The organism is Gilliamella bombi (assembly GCF_900103255.1).
Classification (GTDB): Bacteria; Pseudomonadota; Gammaproteobacteria; order Enterobacterales; family Orbaceae; genus Gilliamella; species Gilliamella bombi.
Genome location: NZ_FMWS01000065.1, coordinates 2,049 through 26,066 on the forward strand (window position 1 = coordinate 2,049; position 24,018 = coordinate 26,066).

The window sequence follows — 24,018 nt, forward strand, 5'->3', positions numbered from 1 at the left end:
TAAGTTTGGGGTATTTACAGTAAAATTTTCCATGCGGGTACTAGTTTAGAAAAAGGGCGAGTCTACACCAATGGGGGACGAGTATTATGTGTAACTACACTTGGCAACACAGTACTTGAAGCTCAACAACGTGCTTATCAGCAAGCCAAAGACATCTATTGGCATGGTTGTTTTTATCGCCATGATATTGGCTACCGTGCAATTGAGCGGGAAAAAAATAAATAACCGTTTATGAAAAATTGATTTATTAAAAAACAATAAATAAAAAGTTCAATAAAATCAATACTCTATCTGAATGTTTTTGCCTTAGGTAGAGTGTTTGATAGCGCTAAGTGCTTTATCATTTTGATATAAAATAGCTTAAATAGTATGATGTCACCGTTGCGGTTTGCTACTCTCAAAGCTCAAAATATCAGAAATCTTGCTAAGTTTTTAAATAAAAAATATATCCTAAAAGCTGTCATAAAGCCAAAACAATAACATTTATTCTTGACAAAAATTAACCAAAATTTATCTAAAAACTAGCAAAAATTTACATAAACGTCTATAATTTCACCAATTTAAAATTAGTTAATTTAATTATAAGGTTAATATAGAAACCAATAAACTTAATCGACAGGTGGAACGTAATGCAGTATCATTTTAGACACAAGCAGAGGCAAGCCAATGTCTTAAATTTATTAAATAACCAAGTTAGATGTAGTGTTACACAAATCTTGTTTATCTTATCAAAGTTATCTTTAAAATTTTTATCGAAATCACTTGCTAAATTTCCGTTTTCATTGACACTACTACTATTATTGCCGTATTCATTGGAATCGCAGGCATTATCGGCCACGACTTCTAAACGTATTAATGGTACTGTACCTTATTTAACTTTTGAGGATGGTACTACAAAAGTGACTACAACAGATGACTTATTAAGTATTAGGTTATCAGATGGTCGTACACTCACACCGCAAAACAATTCTTCATCATCAACAAATCCCATTGAGCTACCCGCATCAGGTCAAAGTTTTGAAAATATTGACATGATAGTACCGACATCAACCAATTCTGTGAACCTTAGCGATTTAGTCGCACAGGGTAATTGGGGTGATGATGATGGTGATGGCCAAGATGGCGGGGTAATGGCAGAAGGAAGTATAACGCTTAGTATCACAGATAAAAATAACCAAACGGTTAGTCGTAATGAAGTATTAACGATAAGTAATGCACCTTATAAAGTAAAATTAAGTAGTACAGGGGGATCTTTAAGCACACAATACGGGGAACCAAAAGCTAATACCTTCACAGAAGGTAGTGAAACATATTACATCAAACCAAAGGTTACAGTAGGTGTCAATTTCGTAAGGCCGAATTTGCAATTAGGAACAGACATTTTCGCAGGTCCAGCTTACGAATGGAACCCTGATAAGGGATTTCTAGTTCAATCAACCAATTCAGTATCATACGCGTTAAATTTTCCGACTACGGGTGCTGATGGTTTGTATTTTGATTTAAATATAGTTGGAGTAGATGCAAGTCAGTTGACTTGGGAGCCAGTCACGCATGAAGGAATAACCGCTACGGTGACAAGGACAACCGCTAGCGATAGTTGGATTCCTAATGGTTCAGAAACAGTAACGCGTGTTACTCTAACGGGCCCAGAGGCTAAAGCACAATGGGATAGTGCTAATCCAGATCCAATTACAATCCCAAATTTACCGAAAGAATTTGAATTAAAAGGCAAGGATAGTAGTGGTAATGTGGTGGTAAAATATGGATTTGTTTTGCAAAAGTGGTTTGTCAATGGAGGAACTAGATTTGATATCTATTCTAATAGCGTATCTTGGTGTAGTAGTTTAGGTTATCGAATTCCACAAATAAGGGATCTTACTAATACATACAGTTCTGCTTGGGGAAATGATTGGCAAGGAGCTGTACCGCCATCCTCTAATAATGGTTCTTACCAACGACGAATAGGGGCTGGATTAGCCACAGAGTGGGGTAACATGATGTATTATACTAATACAGGTTTTGAATACAGCATGTACAACTGGACTAGTGATAGTATGGGAGGAACAGGCTACTATATGTACACAGTGGGTTTGTCGAATGGTATTGTTAACTACTCCACAAGCTTCTCTTCTATTGTTTGTGTCACTCCTTAGTTTTTTGTATTTAAACCTAAACTGAGGACACTCAACCAAAGAACAAGGTCCTGTGTAAGACCAGACGATACGCACAATAGATTTTAAAAGCTTGCGCTTTTTCTAATAAATAGCAAAAGCGCTTTGCAAAAATAAAAAACAAAATTTAACTTAACAAACGAAAAATAATCTATAACTATTTGATTTTATTAAAAAAGAAAAAATAAAAATTAAATAAAATCAATAGTCTACCTGAGTTTTTTTTATAAGGTCATCTTAATAAATATTTTCAATGATTTTCTTAAAGACTTAATTTTTTCTCTATTGATGAAATCTTATCTCGCATATGTAAGGCTTTCTCTATTCATTATCAAAGTTTTTTGGATCACTATAGGTAATTTATGTATTGCATATAGTGAGTAATTACTTTCGCATCATCATATCACTAATTTAAACTAATAATAGAAACTAAAGTTTAATTTCCTTTTTTGCCAATGAAATAAAACACAATAGCGAAGCAAATGTTAGAATGGTTACAGTGCCCCATACTGCTCGCCATCCGTAGATATGGGCGATATCAGCAATAATAATAGGAGTTAGAAACGAAGTGATAAATACAGTAGTGCCAATCATACCCAAGGCTGTTCCCGTACGTTCAATGCCCGCTTTCACTGCTACCTCGGTATAAGCAATACCGTGCCACGCATGGCCAAATAAACCTGTTAACACAATAAATATAATCCCCATATATGTATTATTCACCGTTAAACAAAGCATTAAAGATGCCATTCCACCAAGTATGGCGTAATATTTTAATAAGGCAATACGATTCTTTTCTTTGTCTGTATAGTAACCTGACCAGATCCTGAGCACCCCACCGCCAATCTGAACACCAATAAGAATAATAGCAATTGATGCTAAATCAATATGTAGGTTATCACGCATATAGATGCTGCCAAATGTGAGTACTGCCATTTGAGGTACCGTTAGAAAACCCGCAGCCATAACGACCCTCCAAACTGCCCCAGTTTTTAGTGGGGAGGGGATAGTGAGGGTTGATTTTGGTGTATATTTTGATTCACTCTGTTTAGTGTTGATAAACAATACAACTACAAGACCAACGCTAAAGCCTGTGGTAGCTAATACAATAAACATCAGTTCAAATCCATATGAATAGGATAACCAAGGCAGTAGTCCAGTTCCAATCGCACCGCCAACTGGGATTGCGGTTTGACGAACACTCATAGCAAATCCACGTTCACTATCATCAAACCATGACATCACAGTTCTGCCAGATGATGAGTTAATACTACCGCTGAAAGCTCCTGTTACAACTAGGGCTGCTCCCAAGTGTAAATATTTAACACCACCACCAAGTGAAGCTTCTGGCGTGAGTGATATGGCGATTAAGGCATACATTATAGCTGATGACCATAACCCAAGAATCAAAACCTTCTTGTCACCTAATTTATCTGTCAAGATCCCCCAAATTATCTCTGAAGCTGCAACACCTAACCCCATTGCTCCTAAAACGAAACCAAGTTCGTATAATGAAAAATGATAAGCATCTCGCATTAAAATTCCAGTAATGGGTATGCCAGCAAAACCCATCGCAAATGTTGCTTGTGCCAGAACACCAATTCCAAGCACAAACCAACGATAATTATTTTTTTTATCCATTTAATTTTTCCTTACTTAATTGCATACCAATTGGTATGTTTTGATTTATAGTATTCTATTTATTTGTATAAGTAAAATTAAATAAATTTCATTAAATTATTTGCATTTATTAATTATTTTAATTTTAATTAGTATATAGGGTGTTTTTGTGTTAACGTACCAATTAGTATGTTTTATTAATATAATTGGAGGTAATAATGACTAATGTAGCAATTAATGGTTTTGGTCGTATTGGGCGTAGTTTTGTCCGTGCATTGCAGGATTGTTCACACGACATAAAAATTGTTGCGATCAATGATCTGGGTTCAATTGATCAGCTCGCTCATCTTTTAAAATATGACACAACTTTTGGACGTTTTGCTAAAAGTATTGATGTAAAAAAAGGTTGCTTAATTATTGACGAACAAGAGATTGCGATATATCAAGAACGTGATCCTGAGGCTTTCCCATGGGCTAAACATCAAGTTGATGTGGTATTAGAATCAACTGGTGTATTTAATGATGGCACAAGAGCACAGTCTCATATTAAAGCTGGAGCTAAAAAAGTGCTCATTTCTGCTCCAGCAAAAAATGTCGATTTAACTATTGTTCAGGGGGTGAATGAGCACTTGTATAACAAAGATGAACACCACATTATTTCTAATGCTTCATGTACAACAAATTGTTTAGCCCCTTTAGTTAAGGTGTTACATGAGAATTTTGGAATTAAATCAGGTTTTATGACAACGATTCATGCTTATACGCAGGATCAAAATCTTCAGGACGCACCGCATAGGGATATGAGGCGAGCACGAAGTGCAGCGCAAAATATTGTTCCAACTTCAACTGGTGCTGCGCAGTCAATTGGACTTGTTTTTCCTGAATTAAAAGGCAAATTAGATGGTGGTTCGGTGCGTGTTCCTGTCATTACTGGATCCATGATAGATCTTACATTAAATCTAGAGAAAGAAGTGACAGTACAATTAGTAAATGATACTATCAAAAAAGCTGTAAACTTGAAAAAAATGGATGGTATTCTTGCCTATACAGAAGATGAAATTGTTTCTTCTGATATTATTGGCAATCTAGCTTCCTCTATTTTTGATGCTAAGCTAACTAAAGTGATGGATGGTACTTTACTCAAAGTTGTCAGCTGGTACGACAATGAATGGGGATTTTCAAATCGTTTGGTGGATACCATTTTACAAATTAAATAATTAGTTAATTAAATATACCGTCAATTGATGGTGTGTTGAGTTATAGCAATATGAATAACGAACAAAAAACTAAACAAAATTCCAGAGAAAAGCTCATTATTGCTATGGCTGATCTCTTATTAGAAAAAGGTCTAGCAAATACTAGCCCTAAAGATATTTTAAAGCGGTCAGGTGTTGGACAAGGTAGTCTTTACCACCATTTCAACGGTAAAGAAGATTTGGCTTTATATGCTATAACTTATAATGTAGAACAGTTAATAAGCATAAATGCTTCAGTACTAAATACTGATACAAATGCTTATAATAAACTGTCAAATTTGCTATTAAAACCTCGTAATATACAACGAGGCTGTTTAGTTGGTCAAATGGCACGAGATAGGTCTATTATGACAAATCCTCATTTAGCGGCAGAAGTTACACGCGGATTTTTGACAATGAAACAAACGTTAGAAAATCTTATAAGAATGGGAATTTCTGATGGAAGTATTTCTAATATTCTTGCACCGTTAGAAGCAGTAACACTGATCATATCTACTTTGCAAGGCGCTTATATTTCAGCAAAAGGATTGCAAGATGAATCCTATTTTCACCTAACAATCAATTCACTATTGAAAATATTTACGCCAAAATCATAGTTTATTTTTGTTTAATTTGTGTTGAATTACAAACAATAAAACAGTCAAACCGTCATTTATAGCTCAATAAAGTAGCTCATTTTTCTTTATTGTTTTTTCTATTTCACAATGGACATAAACCAATCCTCCATTTTTGGATTTTGATGCGAGAAGAAAAAACTATGCCAGTATCTAAAGTAGTAATGAGCTTTATCTCTTGTTCTGAAAGGGCAAAGTTCAAAAGGCGATCTGGGTAAAATTGCTAACGCCGATGGCTTTAGCCTTGCCTTTTTCGTAAGCTTCTTCCATTAATCGGTAAGCATAATAGTAGTCATTAAATGGCTGGTGAATTAATAGTAAATCAATATAATCTGTCTTTAATTTGCGTAATGACTCTTCTATTGATTGTTTGGCTTTGTCATAGTTAGTGTTGGTGATCCATATTTTTGTGGTAATAAATAGTTCTTGACGGGGGAATGCTACATTTTTGTATGGCATTGCCAACCTGACGTATTTTAAAAATTAAGACCTGTTTTAGATGGACGGTAAATCCATCTAACATTCATTATTTAGCCAAATTTAAAATATTAGCAATGACCTGCTTGCTATAAATGTCACTAACAGCAAAAAAGGGGCGTTTTGTGCCCCCTTTTATAATATTTTTATATAAAATTTATAGTCGATTTCTATCAATTCCTCAAACGTATAATAGGTAACAAATTAATGCTTGTTGAGAACTTCTAAAAAAGGCATGACACTACTGTTTGGCATAAAAACTCGATCATTGTTTTTTTCTTTGTCAAGGATAACTGGATCAATCTCATAACCTAACAGATTAGAAAGAATATATTTATTCATAAGCCCACTTAAATAGCCATCTGGTCCTCGAAATGATTCAATAAATTGACAATTATATCGTTGATTGGTTGATATAAACATAAAAGGGATTAGGAACTGGTCAACGTTGTCACCTATACCATGCCCAACATTCACAATTTCGCCATGATCCGAGGTATAAATAACGGTATAGTTGTTACTATATTTATTAATAACATCATATAATGCTTTGATTGCACGGTCGGTGTGATGAATAGTTAAATCATATTCTTCGACATCAGGTAAAGCCAACTTATCAACTTCATCATAACCTTTTGTATAGGGTTGATGGCTACCGCGCAAATGTACAAAAATAAATTTTTTCGGAAAATTATCTTTTTGTAGAGTGTCTTCTAATAATTGACTTAAATTAATATCCAGAATATCTTCAGTAAAAGTGATAACATCGCTTTTACGTGCAATAAAACCAAACTTAGTATTAAATGTACCTTGAATTTGTTGCCCAGCCGATGCTAACCAATAGGTTTTGTAATGATTGAACTTAGCCATCTCAATAATCGATTTATTATCAAATAAATTATCATCACTTTCGGGCACATTGAATGAAAGTGTCATTGGTATAGAATCCCTGGTTAAAGCGGCTGCTGAGTGGCTATTTGGGATAATACATCTGCCATTTTGACTAAAAATATTGGTCATAAAAGGCGTAGTTTGTTGATGATAACCATAAGCGCTATAGCGGGAAACTAAAGAAGATTCGCCCATAATAAATACGATCAAGTCGTTATCAGGCTTATTAGGAGGTAAAATCACAGCTTGATTAAATTTCTCAATTTCATTGGTATTTGAATAGATATCTGTTGATACATAACTAGCCAAAAGATAGGATAAATCGCCTAGCACAGCAGGAAATATTGCACGAATTACACTAATACTACTTTTAAGGTGACCATTTTTAATGTCAGTTTTTAGTGATGATTTAGTTATTAAGAATAAACTAACAATGAATATTATAAGTATATATAAAGATAGGGGGACAAAAAGTTTAAATCTAACGGAAATTAGTTTTTTAAGAATAAATAAAATAAGAAAGGTTGTAATAAATGCTGGACCTATTATGAGCAAAGCCTGTTTAGTCATTGACATTACTTCGTGAGAATTAGTCTCAATAATAGAATCAAGTACTCCTTCTGATATCATTTCTCCATAAAAAATGAAATAACTAATTTCAGATAAAAAAAGAAATAAAAATAAAGAGCCAAAGGCAACAATGGGTTTATGACGACTATTAATGCTTTTATGTATTAACATAATAAAACATAAAGTTGTTATCAAATTTAAATAAAATAAAGGATTTTCTAAAAAAAATCCATCCCGCTGTGCACTAGACTTATTAAGGTAAATAAAAGCAAAAATAGCACTAATAAAAGTATAAATTAACAGTAAAATTAAACGGGAACTTTTTGCTATTCCATATGATTTCATAATATATTTTAGTTATCTTATCGTTATTTTGTAAAAATTATAATAATCAATTATATTTTTTCAATTAAATTTTATTAAATAGAGTGCATTATCATATTTCTTAAAAAAAATACATGTATCTTAAAAATAAAAGTAATCATATTTATACTACAGATGAATATTTTCACGATAATTATGGATGAATTATTAAAATACAATTTTCGATTGATAGCTAGCCATTTTGTTTTTTATAGTGTAAGATATGTGCACTTCTTGTTAAGGAAGTATAAAATTTTAGTAATAATATTAAAAAATATTTAAAAGGAGAAAATAATAATGATGTATTTATCTGCAATTCGTGCTCAAGCAAGAAATTTTTTAGGTAAATTTGTTAAAAATGAGCAAGGCGTAACAGCAATTGAATATGCAATTGTTGCAGCTGGTGTTGCTACTGTTGTATTCGTTGTCTTTGAAGGTAATGGTCCAGTAGCGACAATGTTAAGTGAGGTTTTTGACTCTTTAAAAGGTAAAGTAACTGATACAATTAATGCTACACAGACACCTTCTGCTCCTTAATTTAATTTAATTTGAAGATAATGTATTATTATCTTTGTTGAGTTAAAGTTACTAGCACTAGCTAGGGTGCTAGTAACTTTTTCGTAGTGTAAAAATAATATAATATAATGAATATTATGGACAATGAACAATCTAGGTTTTCTGCTGAATGGGGTAGAGTTCGTGATTTGGTTTTTCAAGTTCTTGATCTTGATTTAATTGAACAATTAAAGAACGAACCTAATCGAGTTTTGCGTGAAATTCAAACAATAATCAGAGATATTGTTAATTCTGGCAATGCTTATATTACTGCCGATGAATCGGGTATTTTGGCAGGCATGATTTGCGATGAAATTATTGGTTATGGTCCAATTGACTCCTTAATGAAGGATGAAACAGTTAATGATATTTTAGTCAACGGTCCTTATAGTATTTATGTTGAACGGAGCGGGGTCCTTGCCAAAACGGATAAGTTTTTTATAAATGAACGTCAACTACTTGATATCGCAAGACGTTTAGTCAATAAAGTTGGTAAAAATATTGATGAGGCGCATCCTTTAGTCGATTCAAGAATGCCCGATGGTAGTCGTCTCAATGTTGTTATTCCTCCTGTTGCCATTGATGGAACATCGATGTCAATTCGTAAATTTGGTACTGGTCGCCGAACATTTCATGACTTGATCAACTATGGTTCACTAAATGAAGACATGGCTAACTTTTTAGTTATTGCAGCTCGATGCCGAATGAATATTATTGTTTCGGGTGGAACAGGTTCTGGTAAAACAACAATGCTTAATGCACTGTCTGGATTTATTGGTGAACATGAACGAACTATTACACTTGAAGATGCCGCTGAGTTAAAGTTGCAGCAAGATCATGTGCTTAGACTGGAAACCAAATCAGGTGGTGAGGATGGTCGTGGAAGAGTAACTATGCAAAATCTCTTAGTTAATGCACTGCGTATGCGACCAGATCGAATTATTTTAGGGGAGTGCCGTGGTGAAGAAGCTTTTGAAATGCTTCAAGCTATGAATACTGGTCACAATGGTTCAATGTCGACGTTACACGCTAATACTGCTAAAGATGCTTTATCTCGATTAGAAAGTATGATCATTATGGCTCAACCTGAATTACCTATTGTTGCAATTAGACATTATATTGCTTCTTCAGTTAACTATATTATTCAGGCTTCACGCCTTCCAGATGGACAACGTAAAGTAATGAGTATTACTGAAGTTATAGGATTAGAATCTGAAAATATTATTACTCATGATGTTTTTAAGTTTAAAATTCATGACGAAAGGGATGAAAATGGTAAAATTCAAGGTGAATTTGTCTGTAATGGATTAGTTAGGCGATCTGCACTTTATGATAGTGCTCAATATTATGAAATGTCAGATGTGTTAGAAAAACTAATGTTAAACGCAGTAGGTTTAAAAGCATGATTTTACTTCTTTCACTTGTGCTCATTTTTGTTGCTGTTATAAATATTTTTACATTACATCGTCGTAGTGGGCGATTACAAGTATTTTATAATGTCGAGGCCAAAAAAATTTCTTTATCAAGTTTGGTTGAAAGAGAATTATCTCAAAGACAACAATCCTTTTGGGAACGCACTAGTTTTAATATAAAAATGATGATTAAACCTCATTACAATTTACTTGTAATAGGGCAATCAAAAAGTCGGTTGTTTGTTTATATTTTTGTAGGTGCAGTTGTGGGTATCATATTGAATGAAAAGTATATTAACTATAATAGCTATATTGCTGCTTTAGTTAGTATTATTACCACAATTGTTATAATTATTTTTATAAAAAAAAGAAAGTTAAAAAAAGAGTTTTACGATACATTTCCTGAAGCATTAAACACTATTACAGGTGTTGTATCATCTGGTGGTGCAATAACAACGAGTTTTAAAACGTGTGGAAATTCTATTGATGGAATTGTTGGCAAAGTAATGAAAGATGTGGATAGCCGAATTGAAATTGGTGAAAATATTGAGGATGTGTTAATAAGATCTTATTTAAGGCTTCCATTTCCAGAATATTATTTTTTTATTTTGACAGTAATGGTTAATCTAGATAGTGGTGGAGAATTAAAAGAAGTTCTTAGTCGGTTAACAAAAATGTTAATAAACAATCGAATTTTAACTAAAACCAGAGACGGTAAAACAGCAGAATTAAGAATGACTATGAAAATATTAGGTTGTATGCCTTTTGCTTTTATTTTTATTCTTAAACTTGCTTCACCAGCAAATTATGAACAATTGGTTGGTACAACGGTTGGCCATTATGTTTTATATTATATATTCGGTAGTGTGGTTATTGGACTTTCCATTATAAGAGGAATGGTTAGCAAGGTCATTTAAATTATGATGAATTTACTAAATATATTAATTCCCATTATTTTAATTTTTATAGGCAGTAGAGAATTAGTCTGTTTATATTTGTTGCATCAAAGAAAAGAAAAACTCAATTTATTATTAAATAATGAGAATGAAGAAAAGAGAGCACCTAAAAAGCATATTAATCAAAGAAACCTTGCTTTTGAGAGACTAGCTGCAAAAAATAGTATAAGCTTAACTTTTTTGCGTCGCTTTCAAGAAAAAAATAGTTGGAAGATTTACGCCATCATTATCGGATTTTCGTTTTTTTATCTTGCAAATCAAATATTTTCTTTTATTGAACTTAGTTCAAATATATTACTAATTGTATTATTCCTTATTATTATTATAGTCATTATTCTGCCTGATAGATTAGTAAAAAAACAGACAGAAAAAAGAATTAAGAGAATTTCACAAGATTTACCATTGATCATTGATATGATGGCAATTATGGTGAAATCAGGTATGACAGTCGAAAATGGTTTTAGATATTTGAGCACGAAAGTAAAACCAATTAATAGAGATGTGGCAACTATTTTAGAAAGAGCTTGTTTAATGATGGATGTTAACGGTATTGAACTTTCCATCGATTTAATTCAGCGTGAGGTGCCTTGTAAAGAAGTCAGAATGTTTTGTATTACTTTAAAAAGAAGTATTAGTTATGGTAATTCGATTTATGACGCTTTATTAGAATTATCAGCTGAAATCAGAGAAGTACAAAAATTAACAATAGAAGAAAGAATTGCTGCTATTGCAGCTAAAATGACAATGCCGATGATGGTATTCTTTTTAGTTCCAGTTCTTGTTGTTGTTGTTGCGCCAGTTATTATGAATATTATATCGACATTAAGTCAGATGAATAATTAGGGATCTAGAGATAATGAATGATTTTTTAAAATACTGTAAACCAAAAATGTTAATAAATCCGAAATTTATTGCGGTGTGTTCAATATTGTTTGTTGCTACTGGATGTCAAAATAGTACTTTAAGATACGATTTAAATGAGCAACAAAAAATTTACATTCATGAAACCACAAAAAATTACGGTGGTTTAATTGAGCTTTATAAACAACGTTTGCAAAAATCTGATACTGAAGATACAAGATATAAACTAGCCCAGGTCTATTACTTATCTAATGACTATGATGCTGCAAAAAGAACATTAACCCCTGTTTTAAATAAAACCAAAAATGATAATCTTTTTGTTTTGTATGGTCATGTTGAATCGAAAATGAGGAATAATGACACTGCATTAGAATATTTAGACAAAGCAATCACGATTAATCCTAAAAACGGTGAAGCATATAATGTAAAAGGTATAGTTTTGTTGAAAAAGAAACAATATGATGCTGCACGATATTCGTTCAATCTAGCTAGAGAAAACTTTTATGATGAGAACAAAGTCACAAATAATCTAGCTATGCTATCAATTTTGAATCAAGATTATAATGAGGCTTATAAGCACTTAAATATTTTATATACAAAAGGATATCGTGATCAAACCATTCTTCATAACTTGCTTTACACGTTGGTTAAATTAAATAAAATTCAATTAGCTAAGTCATTTTGCTTAGGGCATAGGTTATCTAATGAGCCAGAAATATTAATTCAAGAACTAAAACAGATCGAGCCAATTAAAGCGATTAAATTTAATGAAATTGTGCCAGCGCAAAGTGATAATCAAAAGCAGTATACAATTGAAAAAGCGGCATCACAAAAGCTAAATAAAACGGACAAAAAAGTTGTTAAGCCTGAAAAAGTAACTAATTCACAAACAACTGATAAGTCGGAAGTTAGTACTAAATTATCGAGTGTGGCTAAATTAGATTCAGAAACTGAATCCAAAACAGCTTCTCAAGCTACTGCAACTAATTCAGCAGTTATAAATAAAACAGATTCTAAACAAAATAATCAAGTCAATCGGGCGACGACTAAATCGACTATTTTAGCTGTTCGATCTGGCGAACATCGAAAATTTAGCCGAATAACTTTTGAAACAGTTAGTCCATTAAATAAAAATCAATACGTAATTGAAAAAATTTCACCAACAGAGTTCAAATTATCGTTATATGACGTAACCCTTCCTAGCAAAGGAATAAATTATATCATTAACCAAATTTCTCGTAGTGATCGTGATTTTGCCAATGTTACAGGAACTTTAACTGCCGAAAAAACATTAGTTTTACAAATAAAAACAAAACAAAACTCAATAGTGAAGGATTTCGATGCAGGCCCTAATTCTAATGGTAAAGCTCATTGCTTTGCATTTGATTTTTATTTAGAGAATAAATAAGTGCAAAAAAAATAATAATAACAATAGATATAAAATTTTAGGGAGTTTGCATGAAACAAAAAAAAATAATTATTCTATATATATTAATGTTAGTTGTGGGACTGGCATTACTATTTACTAAATCATCGCCTGAACCTGTTGCTGAGCCCATAGTTCAGCAACCAGTTCAAGTTAAAGAAGAGCCTAAAAAAGAAGAACCTAAAACAGAAATCATAACTGTAGCTGCTGCTAAACGTAGTATTAGTAAAAGCAATATTTTGACTAAGGATGACTATTATTTTAAATCGATTGAAGTCAAAATTGGGTCTAATGACAAATCCAAATATATAAGTGATGCAACAGAAATCGATTCTTATGTTGCTAAAAATAATATCGCAAAAGATGCATTTATAGAAAGTAGTTTTATTGCTTCACCTAATTCAGAGGAATATTTACTGTTAGCGATAAAAGAGGGGAATTATATGTTCCCATTCAAATTGGATCAAATTGACTCTTATTTAGTAAAAAATTTGAAGAGTGGTGATCTTGTTGATCTCTATATATTTTATAGTGATGATGAAATAACTAAGTCTAATACTAAAAATTATAAAGAGGATAGATTGGCTTCACCTAGTGATAATTTTGTTAAAAATCGCATAAAACCAATTATTGTTGGTAAAAAGATTCTTTATATTGATCTAGGATCTACAATAGATCAAAAATTTCAGAGAAAAGACGTAGCTCAAGTCCAATTAGAGCTTTCAAATCAAGAAATTAAATTATTAAGAACACTAATGACAAATTCTACAGTTATGATGTATCCAAGTACTTATAAACAAAATGTTGATGATGGATTACGTTTGTTAAGTGATAAAGAAAAGAAATGGCCATTAACTGATAAAGCTATTTTTTCAAAGAAAAAACAGATTAATTTGCTAAAAGGGAATTAAGAATGCTAATAAAAGTTAAACCAATTATTAACAAAATAAAAAAGCTAGCTTGTTTATTATCAATTAGCTTCTCTCCGTTGGTTTTTGCTAATACTCACAATTTACAGATTGGGCAAAGTAAAACAATTGTTTTACCTGAGAATGTAGGTACGGTTTTTATTAGCCAAGACAGCGTAGCAAATTATGAAGTTGTTGATGGTAAATCGCTAATTATATATGGTAAGCAAAATGGTAGAACTAGCTTGCTTGTTTATGATGATGCAAATAATATTATCATTAATGATAATATCAATGTTGATCCACTCTTATCTCAAATTACACATAGGCTAGCGCAAAACTTTCCAAATAGTAGCGTAACAATAGATCGTTACGATAACGGCGACCCAAGTGGTAGATTTGTTTATGTACTAAATGGTACTACACCAGATACTACAACAAAAGGTAAAATTATGGCGCTTGTAGGTACACTCGTTGGACAAGATGCGGAGCGAATACGAAGTAAAGTATCTGATGAATTTGTTAGCCCAGATCTGACATTTCAAGATTACTATGTATATAACAATATTATTGATAATATTAGAGTAATTGAAGAGTATCAAGTTAATGTAAGATTGACTTTTGTTGAAGTTAGCAAAACTTTTACTGATTCATTGGGTATTGAGTGGCAAAGTTTAACATTAGATAGTATGGCCAAAGGTCAAGATTTTAAGATGAACAATATTGGTGAGTTTACTCTATTAGGTCTAAAAAAAGGATTCAATATTCATAACATTACTACAATGATTCGTGCTATAAAAAATGATCGCTTAGCTAAAATTTTAGCACAACCTAATTTATCTGTATTATCTGGCGAAAGTGCAGCGTTTCTTGTTGGTGGTGAGATTCCTATTGTGACTAAAGGTAAAGATGGTGATTCTGAAGTTACTTATAAAGAATATGGTATTAAATTGAATATCAGCACCAAAGTAAACAATGACAAACGCATTAGATTATTTATTAATAACGAAGTGAGTTCGGTAGCAGGTTCATATGCTTTTAATGACTATAATATACCGACTTTACAAACTCGAAAAACAAGTTCTACTATTGATTTATCTGATGGTGACAGCTTTGTTATTGCAGGATTAATTAGTGAACAGGACTCAGAAACATTATCCCGTATCCCTTTTGTTAGTGAAATTCCTATTTTAGGAGCATTGACTCGTAGTACTACAACAGGTCGTGAAAAGACTGAAATGGTCGTATTTGCAACAGTTAATTTAGTTACACCTAATAATAGTTTTGATGGTGTAGAATTACCGATTTTAGAGCGAACAGATGCAGTAAATAGTTTCTTTAATATTAAGAATAATATGGATAAACAACGACGAAACACAGTACCAATATCTAATGAAAGTGAAAAGTTTATTAACGATATGGGTTTTATTGAATAAAAAATTAGTGGGATTTTTATGCAATTATTTGGTAATAAAAAAGATAAAGATATATCAAAAGAACCATCACAAGAATTTGTAGTTGGACGCATTTCTGGTTTTCAGATAGCTATTTTAAGCAAAAGAACTGAATTGATTGAAAATATTCGTTCGGTGCTTTTCCTTTATAACGTGTTAGCCATGGAGATCTTCTCATTAGAATTATCTGAATTAAAAGAAGCTCCACGTTGGAATAAATATGATGCTATTATTTTAGATATTAAAGATGAAGGTGATGCTGAGCTATTATCTGAAAATGTCAATCGTTTTTTTCCAATTCAAGCATCAACAATACTTGTTGGTAGTCATGATTCAATCCAATTTTCTGAATTTTTGTTAAAAAAAGGAATTCATTTTTTATTAGAGAATAGTCAATTAGAGAAAATTCCTGATATCTTACACTCAAGGAGTATTACTCCACCTGGTTCTAGCCAAAGAGTCGGTAGCGTTATTACATTTTTAGGTTGTAAAGGTGGAATTGGCACATCATCATTAGCAGTTCATACACTAAAAAAAATCAGTTCGTTAACAAATTATCCACTTCTTTATATCCAAGGTGCAACTACAAGCCCTAATGCAGATTTTTTATTTGAAACACCAATTCCTCAAGATGGTTCAATTGTTGATATTGAAATGTCTTTACGAGTAAAAGTTGAACTTGCTGATAAGGCTTGGAAATATGATGATCTAAATTCAGGTCAATTCAATATTACTGTTATTGATCAAAATATGGGATTGCAATCTTCGTTTAAGCATTTTGATGAAATCATAAAGCTTTCAAACATTGTGTTTATTGTAATAAATAGAGATCCCTTTTCAATCAAAATTGCTAAGAGAATTTTGGAGGAAATTGCACGTATTAGTACACAAAATACGGATTTATTAAATAAACGTTTTTTGGTTTGTTTAAATGAAAACCTTCCTTATGATAAAAAAAATGCTTTGCAAAATGAGGATATTGAAGAATTCTTAGGTAGAAATATCGATTTTACACGCAAATTTATTCCAAAATTAGATAAATTTAAAAAAGCACATACTAGCAGTGAAATAAATGAAATGGCTGCGGCTATTATTGGTAATAAAAAAGTTAAAATAAATAAACAAAAAATGTCTTTTTCAATATTAAAGAAAAAGAATGATTAATCGTTAATATAATAGAGTAGAGCAAATAATTATGTTTAAATATTGGAAATTATTCTTTCGTCAAAAAAATGCAAGTGTTTCGATAGAGTTTGCAATTGTTTTTCCTTATTTAATTGTTCTATTTTTATTTGTACTAGAATTTAGTCGAATTATGATTATTGGTTCGGCTTTAGATCTGGTGACTACAGAAATAACTAGAAAAACGGCGATTTCTCAAAATGCAAACTATAATCAACAGTTACAAGAATTGATTAATTCTGAAGTACCATTATGGCCCTATATAGCAGATCCACAAAAATTTGAAATAACTGTGAAATATTGTAGAAAAATTGATGAGGCAATTAATAATAATTGCCTAAATACTCCAGTTAGCGATGCTCCAATACTATTATTTGAATTGAAGTATGACTACAATGCTATATTCTCCAAGCTGTTTGGTCGTATACTTGACAGCTCTCTGGAAAAGAAGACTATTGTTTACCGTGAGTTTTATTAAAATAATTGATAATTAAAGGAATGAAGTAGCAAATGAGATATTCTGATAATTTTTTTCGTAATAGAGACGGTATAATTTCAATAGAGTTTGCAGCATGTTTTTGTTTGTTTTCACTTTTAGTATTTATTATCTATGATACTTACAGTAGCATCATGTTACAGAATAGATTAGAGCGGGCAAATTATACTGTAGCTTCTATTTTTCGTGAAAGATCAGCAATTTATCCAGTTACAAATGGCTCGACAGTTCAAGAAGTCGCTGCATTATGTGCTGATCCTAACTCCTGTTTTAATTCTCATGAGTTATTTGATGATACTCAAGTGGAGCAACTCAGCCAGTTAGCAAGCTCATTACTAAATGGACGTAAAGTTACTTTAAGAGTTGATAGTTTATTTATATTTCAAGATGTTACTAACCCCAAAAGCTTGGCTCATGCGCAATTTGTTAATCTAAGCACTAGTTCTTGCTCCTCTGGTGTATGTAATGATGGTAGTATTGAGAACTATTTTACTTCTTTACCTAGTATGACTGATGATTTAGATAACTCACTTACTGACTATTCAAAACTTGTTCCGTATGTTGAACGAACAGCTGATCCCACAACAGGGTTGACAGGGCGTTGGATTCCCTTATATCGAGTTAGTATGTGTATAGTTAACGAAGAAAGCCTTTATTTAAAATGGTTTAATTCAAGCAGAAAAGTTACTGATACTTTACCAAATTTATGTAGCAATATTGTAGCGTTATCACGTTGTAATGATATTTCAAGCTCTGATGGAAATTGCCCAATTTATTATCGGTAATCAACACATTTTTGAGAGTATTATATGAGCCATAGCAATAATAGACATAACAAAATTAATTATAAGAAATCTTTTTTTAAGTGTTCTTCAGGGAGTGCTGCTATAAGTTTCGCCTTAATGTTTCCTGCAATGCTAATTTGTATGTTAGTTTCAATAAATCATACTCAAACGATGCGAGACCGAGCAAGGATCTCTGAAGCTACTAACGAAGCTTCGTTGGCAGTTATCGCATTAAACAATAAAAATGCCGATAAAACAGCAATTGAACAAAATCGCAAAATGGCATTGAACTATATTAATTATTTTGTTTATCAAAAAATTAGTGATGATTTAGTAGAAGATGCCGATGCCTCTATTAATATAGAATATAATAAAAACACTAAGGTATATAGTATTGCCTATAAACAGAAAGTTGATTCCTTAACAAGTAGTAAAGACAAAGGAAAAGTTGGTGAGTTAAATCAATCTATGATTGTTAGCAATAAAACTGAAAGTTATGGTAATACAAAGAAATTTGATAGATATGACTCATTTGATATTGCTTTTATTAGTGATTTTTCAGGTTCAGCAACATGCCAATATGGCGATACAGGTTGTAATGACTACTCTCCTCAAAATGGAAATAGTGATCAGCAACGTCTTCAATATATGAAACAAGCAATAACAGATATAATTAATAAGCTTAAAGAATCCTCAGGAATTAAATTTGCATTGATTCCTTATGATATCGGTGTACCTGTTAAGTTGGAAGCTAAAAACCTAGCTGGTGGAGAAAGTTACGGTTGTTCGGTTATGTACAAAATGCAGGGGCCTTATTATGATAAAATCAATTATAATTTTTGGGCAAATAAAAACATTGCATATTCTAAATGGATTAATTATTCAAAATCTTATAACGAATCAAAGTTACCGCCGACATATTTCATAGAAAATTTACCTTATATGTATTTCCCTCATAAGAACGATGTTACTTATTATTTAGATTATTTTAATTATCGTTATTATTCACAAATAATTGGGCCAGCGAAAGGATTGTATGATGATGATGCCTTAGTGCGTGAAAGATTGTGCAAGCCAGTTCTTAATGATGAGGGAGCAGCAAGGTATCGGTGTGGTGAAGATAATTGGGATTATCCATTGCGTCATGAACATAAGAAAACTATTAATGAACAATATGGCGCTATTGTCCAACTATATCATTTCATGTTTTCGGGGGAATATTCGGACGTGCATTATTCATTTGCTAACACTAAAACAGTTGATGTACAAGGTACAATTGATGAATTGTTCAGTGGCATAAACACTAATATAATAACATTTAATCGACCTATTTCGCCTACTGTTGGTGATTTTTCGCCATTTTTGGGAATGTGCCAATCGCCTTTATATAATAATGACATAATGAGCGAAAAGGTGATTAATTTGCCAACTAACCATCAAAGATTTTTAGAAGCATCAAAACATATTAGAACATTTAAGGCATTCCCTCATTTAGTTCCTTTTAGTAAAGACAGAAATCATAATTCGACTTTACTTAGTTATATTGGTGAGAGTGAGCAATCTTGGCAACCAGGTGGAGGAACAGACACTATAACCGCCTTGTTAAGGACAGTTCCTGTAATGGCAAATGGATCCGCTAATAATAAAATGATGATTATTATTACAGATGGTAAAGATGATGCTGGAGCCGATATTCTTAGAGATGATTTTTTGGATAAAGGTGTTTGCCAAGCAATAACGACTGGATTAACTTCAGCAGATAATGAGAATAAAGGCTATATTGAGAAGGCGGCTAATACAGCAACGATCCACTATATAAAACTTGATCCAAAAGCAGCCAATTTGACAACTGATGAACAATATGAAGAAGTATATGGAAAATGGTTTACTAAATGTATGAATGGTAATAGAGAATATTTACACGAGGCTCAAGATTATCAGAGTCTATTTGATACTATGGCAAAAATTATTCAGACGGAAACAGGTAATTTTGTTAACAGAGATGAATCTAATTAATAATGAAGTAGGGATTATTTAAAATGAAATTAATTAGAGTAATGGTATTATTTGCATCATGTTTATGCCTTTCATTATTTGCAAACGAAAGAAAAAGAAGTGATGCTGTCATGTTGACGATAAAATCATTTATAAAAATTCCTACTTCAACTAACTCTATTGATACAGGAATTACGATAGAAAATGGAAATATTTGGCTTACAGGATACAGCGATTCATGGATATTGGGCAGTGTTTTGTTGGGGATGTGGTCATTAAAAGCCTCATTATAGAGTAGAATTTTTGTCGATGAAGGGATTTATATTACGCAAATAACTGCAGGAGCATATCATCAATCATGGTGATGTTTGGTCATGAAGCGACAATCACGCTTGGCAAGCCTCAGCTATTAAGGTTGAAAATATTGGGGGTTATCAAACTATACCAGCCCTAGTTTTGGTAGCTAAAGATGTCATCATGACAGAAGCTGGAGAATATACTTCTTTTGTTTTAACCCGGAGTGGAGAGGTTTATGCTTGGGGGAGATGATGAATCAAATCAATATCGGTTTAGATATAGTGTACAGGAACTACCAGTACATGTTTACCAGACGTACCACCCAGTGCAAATTACTAATCTTCCCCCTTATATTAGTGGTGAGGATATATAACTATTAGGGGAGGAAACCGTTACACTGCTTTTTTAACTTCGGAAGGCGAGGTGTACGCTATGGGAGATGCTAATCATCTCGGTATTGAATTTGGTTATTTGGATGGTACACTATATGAACCTGGATTGTATCTTGATGATGTAAATGGAAAGAGCTATAAAGTAAGTGTCCCTATTCCCCAGTTTGTTATGGATGATGTTAATACGCTTTATTGTCGATTTGGGGGATGTGTTGCGGTCATTAATGATAATGAATTATTTACGTGGGGAGTAACACTTGCTGCAGGTGTAGAAAATGGTTCCCTTTGGCAGATAATGTATGGTTATAAACCCTTGAAAAGGGAAGTTATTGGTAATTTGACTAAATTTGATGGTGGTAAAGAGAGTATAATCTATTGGAATGATGAAGGGAAAGCTTTTGGCGTTGGATGGAATAATCATTTTAAATATGATCCTAAAGGTAAAGCTCCTCTTGTCGTTAATTGGCCAGGAGTAGAATTAAAATTTGTTACAGATGAGATGAAAAAAGTTTATGGTGAAGATTTTGTTCCAGGACAGTGATACTAATGGTTAATCAAGAATTAATTAATGATATTATTATTCTAGCTATTTGGGCATGTTTGTTATTTTCATGTTATACGGATTTAAAATATCGAACTATCTCAAATAAAATTGTTATAATAATATTCATTTTAGTTATTTTGAATTTTGCCCTTGGCAAAGGGCATCTAGATTATATTGCATCAGCTATATTTTTAATTTGCGGTCTATTCATGTTTTATTGCCGACTTGTTGGTGCTGGAGATATAAAATTAATTACTGTTCTTTTGATCTCTATTCCAATAAATAGTGTGCCGTTTTTCTTAGTCGTTATTACCTTTTTGGGGTTACCAATGGCAATTATTGCAATAATATACAGATCCTTCAAAAAAAATTCTGTTACATTGCCTTATGGGCTTGCCATTAGTGGTAGCTATTTTTTAACATCAATAACCTTATTTGAGGTTATACTGTAATAATTAACTTATAGTTAACATCTTAAATATAATCGCATTTTTATAATAAATATCAATGTTTCCCATCCTCAATAAGGCGGGTGGGAAACTCTTTTTTAACCTGCAAACACTTAATAACTGTTATTCCTTAAAAAAGTTGTATGAATTAGTGTAGTCGATCCATAATTATTTTTAATTAGTTTTTTGCTCAAAAAACAGTAATTATATTAACTAACATTTATCAAACTTTGTTTAAGTTATGGCATAGTTATTGCTTATAAATAACTTTGGATAGATTTGTAATTATAAATATTTAGAGGAAACATCCGTATGGAAAATCATAGCAGTAGTACTGTTGCTTTTGTTAAAAATCGGCGTGCTTCATTAATCAGTGCTATTTTTTTAATGGCAACATCGGCAATTGGCCCAGGCTTCATTACTCAAACCGCTACCTTCACCGTTACGCTTGGTACTGCTTTTGGCTTTGGTATTTTAGCCTCTATTATTATCGATTTTGTTGTTCAGCAAAATATTTGGCGAATTGTAGCATTAACCAAAATGAACTCTTCAGATATATCTAATGCAACCATTCCATTTAGTGGTTATTTGCTAGCGGTGTTAATTATATTTGGTGGATTAGTATTTAATATTGGTAATATAGCTGGTGCAGGTTTAGGTTTAAATGCATTGGTTGGCCTTGATCCTAAATGGGGAGGGGCAATTAGTGCACTTTTAGCGGTTTACATATTTTCTTCCCGTAAAGCGAGTCATTTTATAGATCGTTTGATGATTGGTTTTGGTTTGCTAATGATTGTTTTAACGTTATTTGTGGTGTTTGCATCGCACCCTCCAGTTGGTGAAGCGTTAAAAGAAACCGTGTTTCCGAGCGATATCAATTTTGCTTCAATCACAACTATTGTTGGTGGAACCGTTGGCGGTTATATTTCTTACGCAGGCGCTCACCGTTTACTTGATAAAGGTATGGTTGGTGTAGAGCATATTGATTATGTTTCAGGCGCAGCCACAAAAGGAATTGTCGTTGTTGGTTTAATGCGTTACATTTTATTTTTAGCGATTTTAGGTGTGGTTGCAAGTGGTGTGACAATTGATATTTCAAGTTATGCTGCTAACCCTGCATCGCAAGCATTTCAAGCGGCTTTGGGAGAGTTTGGATTGCGCCTTTTTGGTTTGATTTTATGGGCAGCAGCCATCACTAGTGTTATTGGGGCAGCTTATACTTCAATGACGTTTATTACTCCGTTTAAACGTACTATTACAGACAGACAACGTCAGTTTGCTACCATTATTTTTATTGTTGTTTCGCTTGCAATTTATTTAATTATGGGGACTGCACCAGTATCATTATTAGTCTTTGCTGGTGGTTTTAATGGTTTAGTTTTACCGCTTGGGTTAACTATTTTTGTTTATATTGGCTGGAGACGTGCTGATCTTATGTCTGGATATCATTATCCAAGATGGTTATTACTTTCAGGCGTGGTTGTGTGCGCAATTACTTGGTATATGGGCATAATGTCGGTCGCGACTATTTTTAACTATCTAAAATAGAAGGGCAATATGATAATCACCAAATGTATTGATTTAAATAGTGACCTTGGCGAGAGCTTTGGTCAATGGCAAATGGGTAATGATGAAGCAATGCTAAATGTTGTTAGCAGTGCCAATGTCGCTTGTGGATTTCATGCAGGTTCGCCTGCTGGCATTTTAAAAACGTTGAATGCCGCTAAAGCCAATAATGTCCAAGTGGGTGCTCATGTTGGTTACCCTGATTTAGTGGGATTTGGTCGTCGTAATATGGATGTTGCAACTGATGAGTTAACCGCTGATGTGATTTATCAAATTGGCGCACTTAAAGGATTAGCCACATCAATCGGTACCAAAGTGAGTTACGTTAAACCACATGGCGCATTATATAACACTATTGCACACGATAAACGTCAAGCAATGGCGGTGATTGATGCGCTTTGTCTTGTTGATCCCACGCTTATTTTGGTTGCGCTTGCTGGCTCAAAACTGATTGAATGGGCTAAAGAAAAGGGTTTAAACGTAGTTGCTGAGGCTTTTGCTGATAGAGCTTATCATGCTGATGGTACTTTAGTTTCTCGTAAAGAGGTTGGAGCGGTATTGCATGATCCTGATTTAGTTGCCGAACGCATGTTGCAATTGGTTAATGATGGTGGCGTGATGTCTATCGAAGGGCAATTTGTGCGTATTGAGGCAGGATCAATTTGTGTCCATGGCGATAGTGCAGGTGCTTTAGGCATGGCACAAAAAGTACGACAAAAACTACAACAAAATGGCATTCATATTGCCTCGTTTGCTAAAAGTAATAATAACTAAATTA

General features: G+C 32.7%; 23 protein-coding genes and 2 pseudogenes. 22 read left to right on the plus strand and 3 right to left on the minus strand.

Annotation, left to right across the window (positions count from 1 at the left end; all coding sequences use genetic code 11):
• Nucleotides 1-21 precede the first annotated feature (21 nt).
• A pseudogene (locus B9N71_RS13585) lies at nucleotides 22-225 on the plus strand (phosphoribosylglycinamide synthetase C domain-containing protein); the annotation flags it as partial.
• Nucleotides 226-629: 404 nt separating this feature from the next.
• On the plus strand, nucleotides 630-2,153 hold the full coding sequence (locus B9N71_RS10965; RefSeq protein WP_085165963.1) for a hypothetical protein: 1,524 nt from the start codon (nucleotides 630-632) through the stop codon (nucleotides 2,151-2,153).
• A 447-nt stretch (nucleotides 2,154-2,600) separates the two neighbouring features.
• Here B9N71_RS10965 and B9N71_RS10970 read toward each other — a convergent pair whose 3' ends face one another.
• On the minus strand, nucleotides 2,601-3,812 hold the full coding sequence (locus tag B9N71_RS10970; protein ID WP_085165964.1) for an MFS transporter: 1,212 nt from the start codon (nucleotides 3,810-3,812) through the stop codon (nucleotides 2,601-2,603).
• A 194-nt stretch (nucleotides 3,813-4,006) separates the two neighbouring features.
• Between B9N71_RS10970 and gap the strand changes: the two genes are divergently transcribed.
• Together gap and B9N71_RS10980 are read left to right on the plus strand one after the other, a co-directional pair.
• Nucleotides 4,007-5,008, plus strand: coding sequence for a type I glyceraldehyde-3-phosphate dehydrogenase (gene gap / locus B9N71_RS10975; protein ID WP_085165991.1), 1,002 nt, complete (start codon nucleotides 4,007-4,009; stop codon nucleotides 5,006-5,008).
• A gap of 50 nt (nucleotides 5,009-5,058) precedes the next feature.
• The gene (locus B9N71_RS10980; RefSeq protein ID WP_085165965.1) at nucleotides 5,059-5,643 is read left to right on the plus strand and encodes a TetR/AcrR family transcriptional regulator; all 585 of its coding nucleotides are present in this window, start codon (nucleotides 5,059-5,061) and stop codon (nucleotides 5,641-5,643) included.
• A 216-nt stretch (nucleotides 5,644-5,859) separates the two neighbouring features.
• On the opposite strand, the pseudogene B9N71_RS13270 reads toward B9N71_RS10980, so the two are convergent.
• Nucleotides 5,860-6,127, minus strand: a pseudogene (locus B9N71_RS13270) (aldo/keto reductase); the annotation flags it as partial.
• Between the two features lie 215 nt (nucleotides 6,128-6,342).
• A complete protein-coding gene (locus B9N71_RS10990) occupies nucleotides 6,343-7,770 on the minus strand; it encodes a phosphoethanolamine transferase (RefSeq protein ID WP_167370103.1) in 1,428 nt (475 codons plus the stop codon).
• A 489-nt stretch (nucleotides 7,771-8,259) separates the two neighbouring features.
• On the opposite strand from B9N71_RS10990, the gene B9N71_RS10995 reads away from it, so the two are divergent.
• The 18 genes from B9N71_RS10995 to B9N71_RS11070 all read left to right on the plus strand — a co-directional run bounded on the left by B9N71_RS10995 (nucleotide 8,260) and on the right by B9N71_RS11070 (nucleotide 24,014).
• Nucleotides 8,260-8,499 (plus strand): Flp family type IVb pilin, encoded by a 240-nt coding sequence (locus B9N71_RS10995; protein ID WP_085165966.1) that lies wholly within the window; start codon nucleotides 8,260-8,262, stop codon nucleotides 8,497-8,499.
• Between the two features lie 116 nt (nucleotides 8,500-8,615).
• Nucleotides 8,616-9,923, plus strand: coding sequence for a TadA family conjugal transfer-associated ATPase (locus B9N71_RS11000; RefSeq protein WP_085165967.1), 1,308 nt, complete (start codon nucleotides 8,616-8,618; stop codon nucleotides 9,921-9,923).
• The gene (locus tag B9N71_RS11005) at nucleotides 9,920-10,846 is read left to right on the plus strand and encodes a type II secretion system F family protein (protein ID WP_085165968.1); all 927 of its coding nucleotides are present in this window, start codon (nucleotides 9,920-9,922) and stop codon (nucleotides 10,844-10,846) included. Before B9N71_RS11000 ends, B9N71_RS11005 begins: the two co-directional genes overlap by 4 nt.
• Before the next feature lie 3 nt (nucleotides 10,847-10,849).
• Nucleotides 10,850-11,728 carry a type II secretion system F family protein gene (locus tag B9N71_RS11010; protein ID WP_085165969.1) on the plus strand — a complete coding sequence of 293 codons (879 nt, stop codon included), beginning with the start codon at nucleotides 10,850-10,852 and terminating at the stop codon, nucleotides 11,726-11,728.
• 13 nt (nucleotides 11,729-11,741) lie between these two features.
• Nucleotides 11,742-13,154, plus strand: coding sequence for a tetratricopeptide repeat protein (locus B9N71_RS11015; RefSeq protein WP_085165970.1), 1,413 nt, complete (start codon nucleotides 11,742-11,744; stop codon nucleotides 13,152-13,154).
• 50 nt (nucleotides 13,155-13,204) lie between these two features.
• On the plus strand, nucleotides 13,205-14,083 hold the full coding sequence (locus B9N71_RS11020; protein WP_085165971.1) for a CpaB family protein: 879 nt from the start codon (nucleotides 13,205-13,207) through the stop codon (nucleotides 14,081-14,083).
• A 2-nt stretch (nucleotides 14,084-14,085) separates the two neighbouring features.
• Nucleotides 14,086-15,516: a type II and III secretion system protein family protein gene (locus B9N71_RS11025; protein WP_085165972.1), complete on the plus strand. Its 1,431-nt coding sequence runs from the start codon at nucleotides 14,086-14,088 to the stop codon at nucleotides 15,514-15,516.
• An 18-nt stretch (nucleotides 15,517-15,534) separates the two neighbouring features.
• Nucleotides 15,535-16,698 (plus strand): CpaE/TadZ family protein, encoded by a 1,164-nt coding sequence (locus tag B9N71_RS11030; protein ID WP_085165973.1) that lies wholly within the window; start codon nucleotides 15,535-15,537, stop codon nucleotides 16,696-16,698.
• A 31-nt stretch (nucleotides 16,699-16,729) separates the two neighbouring features.
• On the plus strand, nucleotides 16,730-17,194 hold the full coding sequence (locus B9N71_RS11035; protein WP_085165974.1) for a TadE/TadG family type IV pilus assembly protein: 465 nt from the start codon (nucleotides 16,730-16,732) through the stop codon (nucleotides 17,192-17,194).
• Nucleotides 17,195-17,226: 32 nt separating this feature from the next.
• Nucleotides 17,227-17,997, plus strand: a complete 771-nt coding sequence (gene tadF, locus B9N71_RS11040) for a tight adherence pilus pseudopilin TadF (RefSeq protein WP_085165975.1) — start codon at nucleotides 17,227-17,229, stop codon at nucleotides 17,995-17,997.
• A 141-nt stretch (nucleotides 17,998-18,138) separates the two neighbouring features.
• The gene (locus tag B9N71_RS11045) at nucleotides 18,139-20,013 is read left to right on the plus strand and encodes a vWA domain-containing protein (protein ID WP_143422128.1); all 1,875 of its coding nucleotides are present in this window, start codon (nucleotides 18,139-18,141) and stop codon (nucleotides 20,011-20,013) included.
• Between the two features lie 23 nt (nucleotides 20,014-20,036).
• Complete coding sequence (locus tag B9N71_RS11050; RefSeq protein WP_085165977.1) at nucleotides 20,037-20,285, plus strand: hypothetical protein; 249 nt, start codon at nucleotides 20,037-20,039, stop codon at nucleotides 20,283-20,285.
• Between the two features lie 184 nt (nucleotides 20,286-20,469).
• The gene (locus B9N71_RS13590; RefSeq protein WP_370738314.1) at nucleotides 20,470-20,541 is read left to right on the plus strand and encodes an RCC1-like domain-containing protein; all 72 of its coding nucleotides are present in this window, start codon (nucleotides 20,470-20,472) and stop codon (nucleotides 20,539-20,541) included.
• Complete coding sequence (locus B9N71_RS13095) at nucleotides 20,525-20,662, plus strand: hypothetical protein (protein ID WP_167370104.1); 138 nt, start codon at nucleotides 20,525-20,527, stop codon at nucleotides 20,660-20,662. The genes B9N71_RS13590 and B9N71_RS13095 overlap by 17 nt, the downstream gene beginning before the upstream one ends.
• A gap of 59 nt (nucleotides 20,663-20,721) precedes the next feature.
• The gene (locus tag B9N71_RS11055) at nucleotides 20,722-21,222 is read left to right on the plus strand and encodes a hypothetical protein (RefSeq protein WP_085165978.1); all 501 of its coding nucleotides are present in this window, start codon (nucleotides 20,722-20,724) and stop codon (nucleotides 21,220-21,222) included.
• Between the two features lie 5 nt (nucleotides 21,223-21,227).
• Entirely contained in the window at nucleotides 21,228-21,677 is a 450-nt protein-coding gene (locus tag B9N71_RS11060; RefSeq protein WP_085165979.1) for an A24 family peptidase, read from the plus strand.
• Between the two features lie 309 nt (nucleotides 21,678-21,986).
• Nucleotides 21,987-23,222 carry an NRAMP family divalent metal transporter gene (locus B9N71_RS11065; RefSeq protein ID WP_085165980.1) on the plus strand — a complete coding sequence of 412 codons (1,236 nt, stop codon included), beginning with the start codon at nucleotides 21,987-21,989 and terminating at the stop codon, nucleotides 23,220-23,222.
• A gap of 15 nt (nucleotides 23,223-23,237) precedes the next feature.
• Nucleotides 23,238-24,014 (plus strand): LamB/YcsF family protein, encoded by a 777-nt coding sequence (locus B9N71_RS11070; RefSeq protein WP_085165993.1) that lies wholly within the window; start codon nucleotides 23,238-23,240, stop codon nucleotides 24,012-24,014.
• The last annotated feature ends 4 nt before the right edge of the window (nucleotides 24,015-24,018 follow it).

Coding starts and splice junctions, on each gene's coding strand:
- B9N71_RS10965 (WP_085165963.1), top strand. CDS start 630: ATGCAGTATCATTTTAGACACAAGCAGAGGCAAGCCAATGTCTTAAAT.
- B9N71_RS10970 (WP_085165964.1), bottom strand. CDS start 3,812: ATGGATAAAAAAAATAATTATCGTTGGTTTGTGCTTGGAATTGGTGTT.
- B9N71_RS10980 (WP_085165965.1), top strand. CDS start 5,059: ATGAATAACGAACAAAAAACTAAACAAAATTCCAGAGAAAAGCTCATT.
- B9N71_RS10990 (WP_167370103.1), bottom strand. CDS start 7,770: ATGTTAATACATAAAAGCATTAATAGTCGTCATAAACCCATTGTTGCC.
- B9N71_RS10995 (WP_085165966.1), top strand. CDS start 8,260: ATGATGTATTTATCTGCAATTCGTGCTCAAGCAAGAAATTTTTTAGGT.
- B9N71_RS11000 (WP_085165967.1), top strand. CDS start 8,616: ATGGACAATGAACAATCTAGGTTTTCTGCTGAATGGGGTAGAGTTCGT.
- B9N71_RS11005 (WP_085165968.1), top strand. CDS start 9,920: ATGATTTTACTTCTTTCACTTGTGCTCATTTTTGTTGCTGTTATAAAT.
- B9N71_RS11010 (WP_085165969.1), top strand. CDS start 10,850: ATGATGAATTTACTAAATATATTAATTCCCATTATTTTAATTTTTATA.
- B9N71_RS11015 (WP_085165970.1), top strand. CDS start 11,742: ATGAATGATTTTTTAAAATACTGTAAACCAAAAATGTTAATAAATCCG.
- B9N71_RS11020 (WP_085165971.1), top strand. CDS start 13,205: ATGAAACAAAAAAAAATAATTATTCTATATATATTAATGTTAGTTGTG.
- B9N71_RS11025 (WP_085165972.1), top strand. CDS start 14,086: ATGCTAATAAAAGTTAAACCAATTATTAACAAAATAAAAAAGCTAGCT.
- B9N71_RS11030 (WP_085165973.1), top strand. CDS start 15,535: ATGCAATTATTTGGTAATAAAAAAGATAAAGATATATCAAAAGAACCA.
- B9N71_RS11035 (WP_085165974.1), top strand. CDS start 16,730: ATGTTTAAATATTGGAAATTATTCTTTCGTCAAAAAAATGCAAGTGTT.
- tadF (WP_085165975.1), top strand. CDS start 17,227: ATGAGATATTCTGATAATTTTTTTCGTAATAGAGACGGTATAATTTCA.
- B9N71_RS11045 (WP_143422128.1), top strand. CDS start 18,139: ATGTTAGTTTCAATAAATCATACTCAAACGATGCGAGACCGAGCAAGG.
- B9N71_RS11050 (WP_085165977.1), top strand. CDS start 20,037: ATGAAATTAATTAGAGTAATGGTATTATTTGCATCATGTTTATGCCTT.
- B9N71_RS13095 (WP_167370104.1), top strand. CDS start 20,525: ATGCTTGGGGGAGATGATGAATCAAATCAATATCGGTTTAGATATAGT.
- B9N71_RS11055 (WP_085165978.1), top strand. CDS start 20,722: ATGGGAGATGCTAATCATCTCGGTATTGAATTTGGTTATTTGGATGGT.
- B9N71_RS11060 (WP_085165979.1), top strand. CDS start 21,228: ATGGTTAATCAAGAATTAATTAATGATATTATTATTCTAGCTATTTGG.
- B9N71_RS11065 (WP_085165980.1), top strand. CDS start 21,987: ATGGAAAATCATAGCAGTAGTACTGTTGCTTTTGTTAAAAATCGGCGT.